The sequence below is a fragment of the Sphingobium sp. JAI105 genome, from assembly GCF_015752145.1.
Classification (GTDB): domain Bacteria; phylum Pseudomonadota; class Alphaproteobacteria; order Sphingomonadales; family Sphingomonadaceae; genus Sphingobium; species Sphingobium xenophagum.
In genome coordinates this window covers 667,895-684,241 of the sequence record NZ_JADOUC010000002.1, presented here as the reverse complement: position 1 = coordinate 684,241, position 16,347 = coordinate 667,895, and the positions used below count along the sequence as shown (strand labels likewise).

15 protein-coding genes are annotated in these 16,347 nt (G+C 63.0%); all 15 read left to right on the top strand.

The features are described from left to right. The first annotated feature begins 1 nt into the window (after position 1). The 15 genes from IWY39_RS20595 (at position 2) to IWY39_RS20530 (ending at position 16,337) form a co-directional block, all read left to right on the top strand. Complete coding sequence (locus IWY39_RS20595; RefSeq protein WP_107125340.1) at positions 2-1,285, top strand: NAD(P)/FAD-dependent oxidoreductase; 1,284 nt, start codon at positions 2-4, stop codon at positions 1,283-1,285. Continuing rightward, positions 1,282-2,826: an ABC transporter substrate-binding protein gene (locus tag IWY39_RS20590; protein WP_107125339.1), complete on the top strand. Its 1,545-nt coding sequence runs from the start codon at positions 1,282-1,284 to the stop codon at positions 2,824-2,826. Before IWY39_RS20595 ends, IWY39_RS20590 begins: the two co-directional genes overlap by 4 nt. Then, positions 2,826-3,806, top strand: coding sequence for an ABC transporter permease (locus IWY39_RS20585; RefSeq protein WP_181316785.1), 981 nt, complete (start codon positions 2,826-2,828; stop codon positions 3,804-3,806). Before IWY39_RS20590 ends, IWY39_RS20585 begins: the two co-directional genes overlap by 1 nt. Then, complete coding sequence (locus tag IWY39_RS20580; RefSeq protein ID WP_107125338.1) at positions 3,803-4,636, top strand: ABC transporter permease; 834 nt, start codon at positions 3,803-3,805, stop codon at positions 4,634-4,636. The genes IWY39_RS20585 and IWY39_RS20580 overlap by 4 nt, the downstream gene beginning before the upstream one ends. Continuing rightward, positions 4,633-6,441, top strand: a complete 1,809-nt coding sequence (locus IWY39_RS20575) for an ABC transporter ATP-binding protein (RefSeq protein WP_107125337.1) — start codon at positions 4,633-4,635, stop codon at positions 6,439-6,441. The genes IWY39_RS20580 and IWY39_RS20575 overlap by 4 nt, the downstream gene beginning before the upstream one ends. Continuing rightward, complete coding sequence (locus IWY39_RS20570; protein ID WP_019053327.1) at positions 6,438-6,743, top strand: (2Fe-2S)-binding protein; 306 nt, start codon at positions 6,438-6,440, stop codon at positions 6,741-6,743. Before IWY39_RS20575 ends, IWY39_RS20570 begins: the two co-directional genes overlap by 4 nt. Continuing rightward, entirely contained in the window at positions 6,740-8,110 is a 1,371-nt protein-coding gene (locus IWY39_RS20565) for an FAD/NAD(P)-dependent oxidoreductase (protein WP_107125336.1), read from the top strand. Before IWY39_RS20570 ends, IWY39_RS20565 begins: the two co-directional genes overlap by 4 nt. Continuing rightward, positions 8,107-9,243 carry an NAD(P)/FAD-dependent oxidoreductase gene (locus IWY39_RS20560; RefSeq protein ID WP_107125335.1) on the top strand — a complete coding sequence of 379 codons (1,137 nt, stop codon included), beginning with the start codon at positions 8,107-8,109 and terminating at the stop codon, positions 9,241-9,243. Before IWY39_RS20565 ends, IWY39_RS20560 begins: the two co-directional genes overlap by 4 nt. Positions 9,244-9,291: 48 nt before the next feature. Next, a complete protein-coding gene (locus tag IWY39_RS20555) occupies positions 9,292-12,891 on the top strand; it encodes a CHASE domain-containing protein (protein WP_229380682.1) in 3,600 nt (1,199 codons plus the stop codon). Positions 12,892-13,029: 138 nt separating this feature from the next. Next, positions 13,030-13,266 (top strand): hypothetical protein, encoded by a 237-nt coding sequence (locus tag IWY39_RS24185; protein ID WP_229380681.1) that lies wholly within the window; start codon positions 13,030-13,032, stop codon positions 13,264-13,266. Beyond that, on the top strand, positions 13,194-13,679 hold the full coding sequence (locus IWY39_RS20550; RefSeq protein WP_229380680.1) for a response regulator transcription factor: 486 nt from the start codon (positions 13,194-13,196) through the stop codon (positions 13,677-13,679). Before IWY39_RS24185 ends, IWY39_RS20550 begins: the two co-directional genes overlap by 73 nt. Positions 13,680-13,770: 91 nt before the next feature. Next, complete coding sequence (locus IWY39_RS20545; RefSeq protein ID WP_231377856.1) at positions 13,771-14,247, top strand: DUF4402 domain-containing protein; 477 nt, start codon at positions 13,771-13,773, stop codon at positions 14,245-14,247. A gap of 135 nt (positions 14,248-14,382) precedes the next feature. Next, the gene (locus IWY39_RS20540) at positions 14,383-14,889 is read left to right on the top strand and encodes a DUF4402 domain-containing protein (RefSeq protein ID WP_107125333.1); all 507 of its coding nucleotides are present in this window, start codon (positions 14,383-14,385) and stop codon (positions 14,887-14,889) included. 65 nt (positions 14,890-14,954) lie between these two features. Continuing rightward, on the top strand, positions 14,955-15,422 hold the full coding sequence (locus tag IWY39_RS20535) for a DUF4402 domain-containing protein (protein ID WP_107125332.1): 468 nt from the start codon (positions 14,955-14,957) through the stop codon (positions 15,420-15,422). A gap of 96 nt (positions 15,423-15,518) precedes the next feature. Then, complete coding sequence (locus tag IWY39_RS20530; protein WP_229380678.1) at positions 15,519-16,337, top strand: DUF916 domain-containing protein; 819 nt, start codon at positions 15,519-15,521, stop codon at positions 16,335-16,337. Positions 16,338-16,347 lie beyond the last annotated feature (10 nt).

The window sequence follows — 16,347 nt, the reverse complement described above, 5'->3', positions numbered from 1 at the left end:
GATGAACGCCTCCCCCCTCTCCTACTGGCTTGCCAGCGCGCCGCCCTTCATGGGCGGTGCGAAGGGCGGGGTCGAAGGGTCGGCTGACATCGCCATCATCGGTGGTGGCTTCACCGGCCTGTCGGCGGCCCTAGCGCTGGCGAAGCGCGGCGCAAGCGTCGTTCTGCTGGAGGCGGGGAAGGTCGTGGGCGAGGCATCCGGGCGCAATGGCGGCCAGTGCAACAACGGCACCGCGCATGACTATGGCGCATTGTCGGCAAGGTTCGGCAAGCCGGTCGCCAAAGCCTGGTACAGGGCGCATTGCGACGCGGTCGATACGGTCGAGCGGCTGGCTCGCGAGGAAGGGATTGCCTGCAATTTTACCCGCTGCGGCCGGGTAAAGCTGGCGGCCAAGCCCAAACATTATGACAAGCTGGCGCGGGCGCATGACCTGCTGGCCGCGGAAGTCGATGAGCATGTGCGGCTGGTGCCCCCGGCGCGGATCGGTGACGAGGTTGGGTCCGACGCCTTTCATGGCGCGCTGATCCAGACCACAAGCGCGCAAATCCACCCTGCCCGTTTCGGGGTAGGTCTTGCTGAAGCAGCAACGAGGGCTGGCGCACATATTTTCGAAGGGGCCGAGGTCACAGGGCTTGACCGGACACAGACCGGTTGGCGGGTTGTCTCTTCACGCGGGTCCGTCGATGCAAAGCAGGTGCTGGTCGCCACGGGCGGCGCGCCTGCCGCTGCACCGTTCGGCTTCTTCCGTCGCCGGATCGTGTCGGTCGGCAGCTTCGTAATCGCGACCGAGCCGCTGGACGACGCGCTGATCGAAACGTTGCTGCCAGGACGCCGCAATTATGTGACCAGCAAGAATATCGGCAATTATTTCCGTCTGGCGCCCGACAATCGCCTTATCTTCGGCGGGCGGGCGCGCTTTGCCATCAGCGATGCCCGATCGGATTTAAAAAGCGGGCGTATTTTGAAGGAGACGCTGGGGGAGATATTCCCAGCACTCAGGGGCGTGGGCGTCGACCATGTGTGGGGCGGGATGGTGGACCTGACCGCCGACCGCCTGCCCCGCGCGGGCGAGACGGGCGGCCTTTATTATTCGATGGGCTATAGCGGCCATGGCGTGCAGATGGCGACACATATGGGGCAGCAGATGGCGCGCGTGATGAGCGGCGAGCCCGACGCCAACCCTTGGGCCGAACTGGACTGGCCGAGCGTGCCGGGGCATTTTGGCAAGCCATGGTTCCTGCCGCTGGTTGGGCTATGGTATAAATGGCAGGACGTGATCCATTGACCGATATCTTGTCCCCCTATTCCCGCCGCGGCCTGATCGGTGCGGGCCTTGGCGTTGGCGCTGGACTGTTGCTGCCCGATAGCGCGATGTCCGCCAGCCGCCCTCGCCGCGGCGGACGCATCCGCGCCGCCGGGATGACGGCCTCGACCGCCGATACGCTTGATCCCGCCAAAGGCGCAAACTCAAGCGATTATATCCGTCACTACATGTTCTACAGCCTGCTGACCCAGCTGGACCGCAACCTGATCCCCCAGTTGGAACTGGCCGAACGGATCGAGAGCAGCGACCAGATCAACTGGCATATCAGGCTGCGCAAGGGCATCACATTTCATGATGGTGCGACGCTGACGGCGCAGGATGTCGTCTGGACCCTGATGCGACACAAAAATCCGGCGACCGGATCGAAAATGGCGCAAATTGCCGAGCAGTTTGCCGAGATTCGAGCCACGAGCAAACAGGATGTGTTCATTCGCCTGACCGGCCCCAATGCCGATCTGCCCGCCATTCTTGCACAAACGCATTTCGGGATATTGCGCGAAGGGACGAGCGATTTCCGCACCGCCAACGGCACCGGCCCGTTTTTGTGCGCACAATTTCGCCCCGGCGTCCGTACGCTGGCGCGGCGCAATCCCAATTTCTGGAAGCCGGGCAAACCCTATCTGGACGAAATCGAGCTGATCAGCATTCCCGACGAGACCAGTCGGGTCAACGCGCTGCTGTCGGGCGACGTCCACATCATCCTGGCGGTCAACCCGCGATCGAGCAAGCGCATCCATGCCTCGCCCCGCCACAATCTGATGGTGACACCATCGGGGCTGCACACCAACCTGATCATGCGACAGGATCGCCTGCCGACCGGAAACCCGCATTTTGTTGCAGCGATCAAATATCTGTTCGATCGCCCCCTCATAAAACGGGCGCTCTTCCGCGGCTATGCGACGATCGCCAACGATCACCCGATCCCGCCTTTCCACCCCTATTATCGCGCCGATCTGCCGCAGCGGGTGCTCGACCTGGACAAGGCGCGCTGGCACTTGCAACGGGCTGGATTGAAGGGAACGCGGCTGCCGATCTATGCCTCACCCGCGGCGGAAGGATCGGTCGATATGGCGTCGGTCCTGCAGGAATATGGATCGCGCATCGGCCTAAATCTGGCCGTCAATCGCGTGCCCGCCGACGGATATTGGTCGACCCACTGGATGAAACACCCAATGGGCTTTGGCAACACCAACCCGCGTCCGACCGCCGATCTGATGTTCAGCCTGTTCTACAAGTCGGATGCGGCGTGGAATGAGAGCGGCTGGAAAAATTCGCGCTTCGACCGCCTGCTGGTGGAAGCGCGCGGCGAAGCCAACCAGGCAAAGCGCAAACAGCTTTATGGCGAGATGCAAGAGCTGGTCCGCGACTATTGCGGGGTTTCCATTCCGGTTTTCATCAACCTGATCGATGCCCATGACCGGCGGTTAAAGGGCATGTATCCAATCGCCATTGGGGGCATGATGGGTTACCAATTTGCCGAACATGTCTGGTGGGAAGGCTGATGGCGGGCGCATCCTCCCGCAGCGGCATGAGCGCCGCGCTGACATTGATCGGCAAGCGGTTCGCATCATCTTTGCTGACGCTGTTGCTGGTGTCAATGACCATCTTCGTGATCGCCCAATTATTGCCCGGCGACGCGGCGCAGGAAGCGCTGGGGCAGAGCGCCACGCCGGAACAGGTCGCGGCATTGCGCCATGAAATGGGCCTCGATCGCCCGGCCCATGTGCGATATGTGAGCTGGCTTGGCGGCATGCTGACGGGCGATCCTGGCCAATCGATGGTCGCGAACATGCCGGTCGGCGAAGTCATTGAGGAGCGCTTGCCCAACAGCCTGCTGCTCGCCGCTCTGGCCGCCATGGTCGCGATCCCCGTCGCCCTGTCCATCGGCATCGGATCCGCCATGAACCGCGGCGGGCGGATAGACCGGGCGCTCAACGTCGTGACGCTCGCCATGGTGGCGGTACCCGAATTTCTGGTTGCGACCATCGCCGTGCTGATCTTTTCGGTGAAACTGCGCTGGCTGCCCTCAATCGCGCTGGCGTCGAGCGACATGGAGTGGGGCGAGTATCTGCGCAGCGTCGCCATGCCGGTCCTGACATTATGCGTGATCGTTGTCGCGCAGATGGCGCGGATGACGCGCGCGGCAGTGATCGACCAGATGGACCGGCCCTATGTCGAAATGGCGGTGCTGAAGGGCGTTGCGCCGGTGCGGGTCATATTGCGGCACATCATGCCCAACGCCATCGCGCCGATCGTGAACGCCATGGCATTGAGCCTGTCCTACCTGCTGGGCGGGGCGGTGATCGTGGAAACCATCTTCAACTATCCGGGGCTTGCCAGCCTGATGGTCAATGCGGTCACCAGTCGCGACATGCCGTTGTTGCAGGCGTGCGCGATGATTTTCTGCGCCGCCTATCTCATTCTGATGCTGATCGCGGACGTCACCGCGATTCTGGCCAACCCAAGGCTGCGGGCGCAATGATGGGCAATGTCTTTCAAAGGGCCAAAGCCCTGCCGCTGTCGGGCAAGCTGGGGTTGGCCCTGGTGATCTTCTGGCTGGCTGTCGCGCTGTTCGGACCCATGCTGGCCCCCTATCCGGTCGGCGCGTTCGTCGCCTATGACGTGTTTGACGGCCAATCAGCGAAGCATTGGCTGGGCAGCGACTATCTGGGTCGCGATGTGCTGAGCCGGCTGATGTCGGGCGCGCGCTATACGGTGGGGCTGGCGGCGGCAGCGGCGCTGCTGGCGAGCACCAGCGGCACGGCGCTGGCACTGACGGCGGCAGTGGGCGGAGCCAAGGTCGATGAGCCGCTTTCGCGCTTCATGGATATGCTGATTTCGATCCCCTCCAAGATATTCTCTCTGGTGCTGGTCGCAGCATTCGGATCCTCACTGGGGCTGCTGCTGCTGATCGCGGCCTTCACCTATATTCCCGGCAATTACCGGATCGCGCGAGCACTGGCCGTCAATCTGGCGCAGATGGATTATGTGCAGGTGGCGAAGGCGCGCGGCGAACGGCGCTTCTACATCGCGATCGCTGAAATATTGCCCAATATGATCCACCCGCTTCTGGCCGATTTCGGCCTGCGCTTCGTCTTCATCGTGCTGCTGCTGTCGGGCCTGTCCTTCCTTGGCCTTGGCGTGCAGCCCCCCGACGCTGATCTGGGATCGCTGGTGCGCGAGAATATCTCCGGGCTGGGCGAAGGCGCGCTTGCGATCATAGCGCCAGCCGTTGCGATTGCGACGCTGACGGTAGGAGTGAACCTGTTGATCGATGCGATCGGCTTTTCAGGCAAGGGCAAAGGCCAATGAGCGCGACGCCCCATGTCGAGGTAAAGGGCCTGACCGTTACCGCGCGCAATAGCGCGGGCGAGATATTCCCGATCGTCAGCGACATTGATTTCGCGCTGAATCGCGGCGAAGTGCTGGCGCTGATCGGCGAGAGCGGATCGGGCAAGACGACGATCGCGCTGACGCTGCTGGGCCATGCCAGGCCGGGGGCGAAGATCGCGGAAGGGTCGATCCGGGTGGGCGAGTGCGACCTTACCAAACTCGATCGCGGCGCGCTGGCACAATTGCGCGGCAATCGCATCGCCTATATCGCACAAAGCGCGGCATCCGCCTTCAATCCATCGCGCACCATCATGGATCAGGTGGTCGAGCCTGCGCTGATCCACAATCTGATGCCGCGCGCGGAGGCCGAGGCCAAAGCGGTCGACCTGTTCCGCGCGCTCGCCCTGCCCTTTCCCGAAACGATCGGCGCGCGCTATCCGCATCAATTGTCAGGCGGACAGCTGCAGCGGTTGATGGCCGCGATGGCGCTGATCACGGACCCGGAACTGGTCATATTGGACGAACCGACGACTGCGCTGGACGTGACCACCCAGATCGAGGTGCTCCGCGCGTTCAAGACAGTCGTGCTGGAACGGGGCGCAACCGCCATCTACGTGTCGCATGACCTGGCCGTCGTCGCACAGATGGCAGACCAGATTGTCGTGCTGAACCAGGGGCGCATCCGGGAGGCGGGCGCGGCTGCGCAGATCCTCCACGCCCCCGCGGATGACTATACCAGGACGCTGATGGCCGCCGCCCGGCCCGCGATCCGCCCGGCACCCCCAAAAATTGCCCTGCCCGCCGCGCCGCTGCTGGAAATACGCGGCATGACGGCGGGCTATGGCAAGATTGGCAAGGATGGTCGTCCGCGTATTCCGGTACTGCGCGACATCAACCTGACGATCGAGCGGGGCGCGACTTTGGGCGTGATCGGCGAAAGCGGATCGGGCAAATCCACTATCGCGCGGGTCATCGCCGGGCTGCTGCCACCCGCCAGCGGGCAGGTGCTGCTGGATGGCGAAACGCTGCCGCCAGGCTTGCACGGGCGTAGTCGCGACCAGTTTCGCCGGGTGCAACTGGTGTTCCAGAATGCCGATACGGCGCTCAATCCCGCGCACAGCGTCGGTCGGATATTGACGCGACCGCTGGCCTTTTACCATGGACTCAAGGGCAATGCGGCGCGGATGCGCGTGCTGGAGCTGCTCGATCTGATCCGCCTGCCAGCCTCGCTGATCGACCAGCCGATTGGCGGCCTGTCGGGCGGCCAGAAGCAGCGGATCAACCTGGCGCGCGCGCTGGCGGCCGATCCGCAACTGATCCTGTGCGACGAGGTGACGTCCGCGCTCGATACTGTCGTGGGCGCGGCGATATTGGAACTGATGGCCGAATTGCGCCGGGAACTGGGCATTGCGACCATGTTCATCAGCCATGACATTTCAACAGTCCGGGCGATCTGCGACGACATATTGGTGCTTTACGCCGGTACGATGGTCGAGACCGGGCCGCGTGAAGCGTTCGGCGTCGCGCCGTTCCATCCCTATACCGACCTGCTGATCGGATCGGTGCCAGAAATGCGGGCGGGATGGCTGGAGGAGAGCCATGCCGGGATCGCGCCGCCGCCGGTTGGAGGACAGGGCGATCATCCAGACCTTTGCCGTTTCCTGCCGCGGTGCCCCGCGCGGGTGGATGGGCTTTGCAATACCACGCCCCCACCCCGCCGCCCGCTCAGCAAGGGCAGCCAGATATTGTGCCATCTTGGAGATGAAAGCTTGCGTCCCTCATGAGCCGCTTCGTTCGTCTGGGTGAAACCGATCGCCCCGCTATCACCGTGCATGTCGATGGCGCCCCCGTCGGGGCGCTGGAGGGTGACACGTTGATGGTCGCATTGTTGAACCAGGGCAGCGTGTTGCGCCAGTCAGAGTTCGGGCCAGAGAAACGGGCCGGTTTCTGCCTGATGGGCGCCTGCCAGGATTGCTGGGTGTGGACCGAAAGCGGCGACCGCCTGCGCGCCTGTTCGACCCTGGCCGCATCGGGCCAGCGCATCCTGACCAGCCAGCCGGAGGCATCATGGCCGAACAACGCATGAGCCCAAGGGTCATTATCGTTGGTGCAGGGCCAGCCGGGACACGCGCGGCGCAAGCCTGCGTGCAGGCAGGCGTGCGCCCGATCCTGCTGGACGAGGGACGCCGCGACGGCGGCCAGATCTATCGCCGCCAGCCGGATAATTTCACCCGGCCCTATGCCAAGCTGTACGGCAGCGAGGCCGGACGGGCGCAGGCGCTGCATGAAACATTCGATGGGCTGAAGAGCGCGATCGATTATCGCCCGGAAACGCTGGTGTGGAACATTGCTGGCGGGCAAGTCTGGACAGCGAGTGCGACATATGCGGACGCAATTCCGTTTGACGCATTATTGCTGTGCACTGGGGCGACCGATCGGCTGATGCCGGTCAAGGGATGGCAGTTTGCCGGCAGCTACAGCCTGGGCGGGTCGCAGGTGGCGCTCAAGAGCCAGGCGGTATCGATCGGGCACAATGTCGTGTTCATGGGATCGGGGCCGCTGCTCTATCTGGTCGCAAGCCAATATGTCGAGGCAGGGGCGAATGTCGTCGCCGTGCTCGATACCGCGCCCTACAGCGCGCGCATCAAGGCTTTGCCCGACCTGCTGGCGGTGCCGTCCGTGCTGTGGAACGGCGTCGCGCTGACGATGAAATTGAAGCGCGCGGGCGTAGCCGTGCACAATGGCATCACGCCGCTGGAAATCATCGGCAACGCCGATAGCGGCGTGAGCGCCGTGCGCTTTCGCACCGGAGCGGGGATCGAACAGGACATTGTCTGCGACGCGGTAGCGATGGGGCATCATCTGCGCCCGGAAACGCAACTGGCCGATCTGGCGCGCTGTGCCTTCGCATTCGATCCAGGCACGCGGCAATGGCTGCCGGAGCGGGACAGCGATGGACGGTCGAGCGTGGCGGGCGTTTACCTGGCGGGCGACGGGGCCAAGATATTGGGCGCGCGATCAGCCGAAGCCAGTGGGCGGCTGGCGGTGCTGGCGGCACTGGCCGATCTGGGGCTGCCGGTGGACAAGGGCGAGATGGCGTCGCTGCGCGGCGATGTCGGCACCTATGCGAAATTTGCGCGGGGATTGGCGAAGGCCTTTCCATGGCCCTCACGCCAAGCATCGCAATTGCCCGACGATGCGATCTTGTGCCGGTGCGAGGGGGTGACCGCTGGCGACCTGCGCGGCATCATGCGCCAGACGGGCGCCAAGGAGGCGAACCGGGCCAAGGCGTTCAGCCGGGTCGGCATGGGGCGTTGCCAGGGCCGTTATTGCGGACTGGCGGCGGCCGAACTGATCGCGGCGGAAGCGGACATTCCCATTGAGCAGGTTGGCCGATTGCGCGGTCAGGCGCCGGTCAAGCCGCTGACCATAGCGATTGGAGACGATCAATGAGCGGGGCCAGCGATGTCATCATCGTGGGCGGCGGGCTGATGGGGTCATCGGCAGCACTTTTCCTGCGCGGCCATGGCCTGTCAGTGACCTTGCTGGAAACCGACCTGATCGGTCGGCAGGCAAGCGGCACCAATTTCGGCAATGTGAGGCGACAGGGGCGCCCCATCCATCAATTGCCGCTGGCCAATCGCGCCATTGCCATCTGGCGGAAATCGCGAGAATTATTGGGGGCCGATGTCGAATATCTCCAGTCCGGACATATCCGCGTCTGTTATCGCGAACGGCCCGAACTGGTCGGTTCGATGGAGGATTATGCGGCAAATGCGCGCATGGAAGGGCTGGATCTGGAATTGGTGAGCGGCAATGTGCTGCGCGACAAATTTCCCTTTTTCGGGCCTGACGTGCTGGCCGGTTCCTATTCGGCAGCGGATGGTCACGCCAATCCGCGCCTCGCCGCGCCTGCCTTTGCGCGGGCAGCGGCGCGGCTGGGCGCGGTGATCCATGAAAATACCAAGATTGTCGATGCGCAGAAGGTCGGCGAGGATTTCATCGTCACGGCAGCGGACGGACGGACATTCCGCGCGCCTATATTGCTGGTGACGGCGGGCGCATGGGGCAATGCGTTGTCATCGCAATTTGGCGAGCCGGTGCCGATCGTCCCCAAAGGCCCGACCATGAGCGTGACAGAGCCGGTACCTTACGCCATTTTGCCGACGGTCGGTGTGATGACCCCATTGGAGCAGGAGACGGTCTATTTCCGTCAGGTAGCGCGGGGTAATATCGTGCTGGGCGGCAGCACGCGGGGACCATCCTTCCCCGACCAGTATCGCGCCTATGTCGAGCCGCAAAATACGGTGAGTCAGTTGAAGCATATAAGGCGGCTCGCCCCGTCGCTGGGCAAGCTCAACATCATCCGCGTCTGGTCCGGGATAGAGGGCTATATGCCCGACAGCCAGCCGGTGATGGGACCGAGCGCGACAACCAACGGGCTATATTATGCGTTCGGCTTTTCAGGATCGGGTTTCCAGATCGGGCCAGGCGTGGGCGAGACGATGGCGGAGATCATCGCAAAGGGCGCGACCGACATCCCGACCGAACCCTATCGCGTCGAACGGTTCGCTACCCAGGCCTGACATAGACAAGCTGACATTGCCGATTGCGCGCCACGCCCTATAAGCGCGATGTCAGACAGGGCGGAACTGCGCCGCCCTGTCTGTGCCGGGGGCAGGATGGAATATCAGGACAGCCGAGCATCGACCGGTAGTGACAGGAGGCTGCGCGCGGGTCTTTTCGCGCCGCGCATCGCGGCGCTGAATGCCGCGTTGGCGCTGGCCTATTGCGTCGTCGGGTGGCTGGGCCTGAAAATGGCGATCCCGCCCGGCTATGCGACAGTGATCTGGCCGGCGTCGGGTATCGCCGTGTCCGCCATCCTGGTTTTCGGACGTACGCTGTGGCCGGGCGTTGCGATCGGCGCGTTTCTTGTCAATGTCGCAATCGGCATGATGCGACTGGAAACGGCAGGCCTGCCGCTGATCCTGTCCAACGCGCTGTGCATTGCAATCGGATCGACCTTGCAGGCATTGGTCGCCGCCTGCATCGTACGTAAGCGCTTCGGGACGCCGATCCAGTTGACGTCGGCATGGGACGTTGCGCTGATGGCGGCGCTGATCTGTCCGCTGGCCTGCGTCATCGCGCCCAGCATCGGCGTCACCACTTTGTACCTGAACCACTCCATCCCTGCGACCGCCATTGCCGAAAGCTGGGCGACATGGTGGACAGGTGATCTGCTGGGGGTGTTGATCGTCACCCCGGTCATCATGCTCGGTCCCTGGAAGGGATGGCGCATATTGTGGCGCGGCGAGCCGATCGCGCATTATACCGCGACGATGAGCGCGGTCATGATGGTCATGATCGGTGGCACGTTGACCGCATGGAAGGTCACGTCCGAATTCGTCCATGACCGCAACCAGGCGAGCTTTGCCGTGCTGGCGCATGAAAATGAGCGGGCATTGCGATACCGGCTGGAAGCCTATTCCCGCAGCCTGGACGGCGCTGCGGCGCTATTTGCCGCGTCGGACGAGATAACCCCGGACGATTGGCGCGCCTATGTGGCGGCGCTGAACATGGGCACATTCCTGCCCGGTCTGAACGGCATGGGCTATATCCGTCCCGTGACACCTGCGACGCTGCCCGCGTTTATGCGCGCGCAGACGCAGCGTTTCCCCGGCTATCGCATCCATCCCGACAGCAACGCCCCCCTGCGCGGCGTGATCGCTCAGATCGAACCGATAGCCACCAACCGCGCCGCCATGGGGCTGGACATATTGGCCGAAGCCCGGCGGCGATCCGCCGCGCTGCACGCGCGCGACACCGGCAAGGCGACGATCACCCGGCGCATCATATTGGTGCAGGATGCGCAAAAGCGCCCCGGATTCCTGCTGTTGCGGCCGCTCTATCAGCCCGGCCTGCCCCATGCGACCGTGGAGGAGCGACGCAAGGCCCTGATCGCGTGGATCTATGCGCCGTTCGTCGCCAACCGCCTGATGGAGGGCTTGACGCAAAGTCAGGGACGGTCGCTGGACATCCATATTTTCGATGGGCCTGTGACGGCCGATGATGACACTATTTATGCCAGCGCTGCCAAGGGGAATCATCGACCCAAATATAGCGTAACCCGCACGCTGTTGCTGATGGAGCAGAGATGGACGGTGCGCTGGACCAGCACGCCCCAGTTTGAGCGAAGCGTATCGACGAGCGAAGGCTGGCTGGTGCTGCTTTGCGGGCTGGCGATCAGCTGGATATTCGGCATATTGACGCTGTCCTACATCCGGCGCGAAGCCTATGCGTTGCAGCAGGTGGAGATAAAGACCAGCGAGTTGATGGAGCGCGAAACGATGCTCCAGCAGGCGGTGAGCGCGCTGGAGGAAAGCGAACGGCATTTTTCCGCGCTGGCCAGCCTGTCACCTGCCGGGATTTTCCGCACGGACGATCTGGGCTTTTGCAATTTCGCCAATGACGCCTGGCTGAAAACCACTGGCCTGTCTCGCGACGCGGTCATGGGCGTTGGCTGGATGGCGGCGATCCACCCCCATGATCGTGAGAAGATACGGGCGCAATGGCGGACCGCCATGTCGCAAGGGCGGACATGGCGAGTGGAATTGCGCTTCTGCCACAGCGATGGCGGCATTTGCTGGGTCGACCTGATCTGTGGCCCGGAGGTCGATACGCAAGGGCAGTTGATCGGCCTGATCGGGGTTGGCACCGACATCACGCGGCGCAAGGATCTGGAACAGGAGAATGAGGCAGCGCTGGTGCGCCCTGAACAGGCAGCCAATGCGAAGGCCGTTTTCCTGGCGAATATGAGCCATGAGATCCGCACGCCGATGAACGGCGTTATCGGCTTTACCGAATTGCTGTTGCAGGATGAGCCGCGGCATGCGCAGCGCACCAAGCTGGAGCTCATCCTGGAATCCAGCCAGTCGATGATGGAATTGCTGAACGACATATTGGATTTTTCACGGATCGAGGCGGGGCAGATGGTGCTGGAACCCGAACCTGTGAACCTTCAGAAGAAGTTGCAGTCGAGCGTTGCCGCACTCCATGCGCTGGCCGAACGCAAGGGGCTGCCCGTGTCCGTCATCGTCGACCCGGCTTTGCCGCAGATGATCCTGTGCGATCGGTTGCGATTGCGCCAGATCATCGTCAACCTGTTGGCCAACGCGATTAAATTCACCCATGAAGGGCATATCACCATCCGGGCGATCAAGCTGCCCGATGGCGTGTTGCGCATAGAGGTGGAGGATACCGGCATTGGTATAGCCCATGACCGGCAGACCGCGATATTTCGGGAATTTGTCCAGGCGCATGGGGCGGCGGCACAGCGCCATGGGGGTTCGGGCCTTGGCCTGGCGATCTGCGACAAGCTGGCGCGGTTGATGGGCGGACAGGTCGTGCTGCGCAGCAGTCCGGGCGAGGGCACGATCGTCGCGCTTCAGATACCGCTGGTAGCCGCCGAGGGCGAAGCAGTGGCGCCTGCGCCCACCATGATGGATCCACCGGTCAGGGCCACCATCGCGCGCCGCATCCTGCTGGTCGAGGACCATGACATCAATCAGTTGCTGGTGTCGGAGATGCTGGAGCGGCTGGGCCATGAAGTCGCCATCGCCTCCAACGGTGCCGAAGCGATCGCCATGGTGGATGACGCCCATGCGCGGGGTTTGCCCTACGCGCTGGTGTTGATGGACCTGCGCATGCCGCACATGGACGGGATGACGGCGACGCGCACGTTGCGCAGGCGTGGCTATGGTCCCGACCGGCTGCCGATCATCGCGATCAGCGCAAATGCCTATGCGGACGATATTACGGCCTGTCTGGATGCGGGCATGCAGGGCCATGTGGCCAAGCCGGTCAGGATGAGCGATTTGCAGGCGGCACTGAAGCCGTGGTTGCGCGTGGAAAACGACGATCGGATGCTGACAGGATCAGCGCCGTCCCCGGAACTGGCGCGCATGTATCGCCAGCGGCTGGATAATATCGCCGCACTATTCGCCGATGCCGCCGCGCCCGATGGACTGACGAGCGAGACAAAGGCGCAGTTGCGCAACGCCATGCACCAGTTGGCCGGGACGGCCGGCCTGTTTGAGAGCGCAACGACCAGCAGCGCGCTACGCGAGCTTTATGAAGAGCTGGAGGCGTGGTCCGACGAGCAATGGCGAGACCTGATTCGCGGAGCAGCCGAACGGTTCACGCTGATCACAGGCCAGCCAGAAAGGGCTTTGTAGCGCTACAAATGCTGGCTAAAGCTATTTGGTCCCTCTGCGGAACACCTGCCGCCGCATTTACCCATCACGGCGCTTGATGGCGGGATATAGTTGGGTTAGCGCGCATGTATAACAAATGTTTAACAAGCTGGGGTCGACGTGATACATAAGGTTTATGTCGTCGATGACGACGAACTAACATGCGTCGCGTTGCGCGACCTGCTCGAAATCGTGCCGGGGGTCGATGTCGAGATGTTTGCGTCGGGCCAGGATTTCCTCGACGCCATGCCGGTTGCTGGCGGGCTTTTGCTGATGGACGTCATATGCCCGGCCTGGACGGGTTTGAGACAGTCGCAAAGCTGGGAGCGAGGCGCAGCCAATTTCCCACCATCATGATGTCGGGCCGGGGCGAAATCCGTCAGGCGGTGCAGGCGATGAAGATGGGCGCGATCGATTATCTGGAAAAGCCGTGCCAGCCGCAAACGCTTTATGCAGCGGTCAAGGCTGGCCTGGGCCAATTGAAAACGGTGCTTGATGACCAAAGCGCCAATACCGAGGCGCAGCAGCGCATTGCCAGCCTGACCGAGCGGGAAAGCGAACTGCTGCGCCTGCTGGTCAGCGGTATGACCAACAAGGATGCGGCCGAGCAGATGGCGATAAGCGTAAGGACGGCGGAGGCCCATCGCGCCAAGATCATGCTGAAGCTGGGCGCGGACAATTTCACCGAAGTCATGCGGTTGGCCTATGCATCGGGCTTTGCCACGCTGAACCCGGACAACGGCCTGCCGCCCGTGCTGCAACAGGCTTAACGTTGCGGTAAGCATTTGTGCTTACGTATTTATACCAATTCGCGAGCATAACGGCGTAATGCGGGATGGCAGCATCATTTCATACCCCTTGATGCGGGTCATCCTGTTCGCCGGAGCCATGGCTTGTTCCAGCCTTGCCATGGGGCAAACAGCGAATGCCGCCTCCGGCGGCGCGGCGGTGACGATCTTGCGATCGCTATCGGCGACCCAGGAAGAATCGCTCGATTTCGGGCGTATTCTTCCTGCGGCGCAGGACGGGATCGTGACGGTGCGGCCTGATGGCGGGACCGATTGCAGCGGCGCAATGCTGTGCCTGGGCAAAGGGAAGCCCGCCCTGTTCCGGTTGACCGGCTCAGACTCGCCATTGTTCGTATCGATCGACCCGGCAGTCGCGATGATGGGACCGGATGCCGCGAGTCTGATGGTGACCCTGTTGCCATCCGGGCCTGTGACGACGGCGAGTCCCGCAGGGGCATCCTATGCGGTGGGCGGACAGATGATCGTGACGGCGGGGACGCCGCCGGGCAGCTATGCCGGGCAATATAATATTAGCTTTGAATATCAGTAATTTAGGATAGATTCCCTGGTCATTTCGATGGTTAATCGCGGCTTTACCATGCCCATTAGCCTTAGATAGACGGACATTTCCTATCCATGCCTCTGTCGGAGCTGGAATGCCGACGCTGACCAAGGGGTATATCACATGACCAATAAATCCGTTCAAGCCCTGAGCCTGACTGCCATGCTGTTTGCGGGCGCTGCGCTCTCGATCGAACCGGCCCACGCTGCATCCGCCACGGGCGATGCGACGGTTAAGATCCTGCGCGCCATCACCGTCACCAAATCGTCGGACCTGGACTTTGGCAAGATCGTGCCGTCGGCCGCTGCTGCGACCGTCGCCATCGCCAAAGACAATAGCCGCGTGTGCGGCAGCGGCCTGTCCTGCTTCGGCACCACCACCGCGGGCGCCTTTGCCGTCGTCGGTGCCGCGAATGAGACCGTGACCGTGGCGATCGACAATCCGTCGATCACGCTGACCGATGGCGGATCGAACAGCATGGCGGTGTTGCTTGCCACGACGACGTCGGCAATGACCCTGTCCGGCACGGGCGATGGCAGCTTCAAGGTTGCCGGCACGCTCAATGTCGACGCCAATCAGGCCGCCGGCACCTATTCGGGCCAATATGCGGTTTCGGTTTCCTATCAGTAATCACGGTCGGCAGGGGCGGCGCATAAGCGCCGCACCCACGCCGATGCCGAAGGGAGGACGGGGCGATGCGTGCAATATCCGCCATGGCGGCGATTGCCCTGAGCCTGTCCCCCCTGCCCGGCCATATGGCCCATGCCAACCCGCGCAAGCAGGCGCCGATTGTCGAGGCGGCCACAGACATCAGTTTCGGGACGATCGCCGCCAGCGCTGCCGGCGGCACGATAGAGCTGACGCCATCTGGCACTGTGCGCTGCTCAGCAGGGCTGCAATGCCTGGGCGGTGAGCGGGCCGGACTATTCTATGTCACCGGTCCCAAAGATTATATGGTCGGCATCATGCTGGCCCCTGCGCAACTGACCAACGGCCGTGGCGAAAGCATGACGGCCATTCCCAAAGCGTCGCAATCGACGATGGTGCTGGATCCCGGCAAGCGCAAAAACAAGTTCAGCGTCGGCGGCAAGCTGACCCTGTCGGCGGCGCAGCCCGAAGGCGCATACACCGGCAGTTATGAAGTGATGGTCGAATATTTCTGACCCCACCCGGCATGGTTAGCGAGTTGCTAACCTATTTTCGTCATCTTTGCCCATTGCGGCCCGCTGGACACGAAGCCGCTGACATGGGGTAATGATATGAAACGCACAATGATGATGGCGGCGGTTGTCGCCAGCCATGCCCTTGCGCCGACCATGGCGCAGGCTGCCGCCGGCGACCTGCTGGTCGCGCCGACCCGCCTGATCATGGGCGCCAATAGCGGCGGCGAGGTCGTGGTCAACAATACTGGCGACAAGGCGACGACATATCGCATATCGCTGGTGCTGCGGAAGATGACCGAACAGGGCACGATCGAATCGGTCGATGAGGCCACCGCGTCGCAGCGCGATGCCGCAGCGCTGGACCTGATCACTTATGCACCGCGCAAGATCACGCTGGCGCCGCAACAGTCGCAGACGGTTCGGATCGGCGTGCGGGTGCCGCCGACCATGCCGGGTGGCGAATATCGCGCGCACCTGCTGTTCCGCGCGGTGCCTGACGTCGCCGACGCGGCCGCGCCGCAACCCGCCGCTGACGGTATGTCGATCAGCCTGACACCGATTTATGGCGTCACCATTCCCGTCATCGTGCGCGTGGGCGAGCCGAAAGGCAGCGCCAGCCTGAACAACGCCCGTTTGAGCGTACAGGAGGGACAGGCGCAACTGGATGTCGACCTGATGCGTGCGGGCGACCGATCCGTCTATGGGACGCTGGAATTGATGCAGGCCGACGGCAAAACGCCGATCGCCACGATCAAGGGGATCGCCGCCTATCCTGAAGTAGCGCAGCGGCACATCATGCTGCCGGTGGACCGGGCCGCGCTGGCGCGGGTAAGCGGGCCGCTCAAGGTGCGGTTCGTGGAGACGGACCCCGCGGCGGGCGGCGCAGTGAGCGAAACAGCCGTGGCGCGACCCTGACACCAGACCA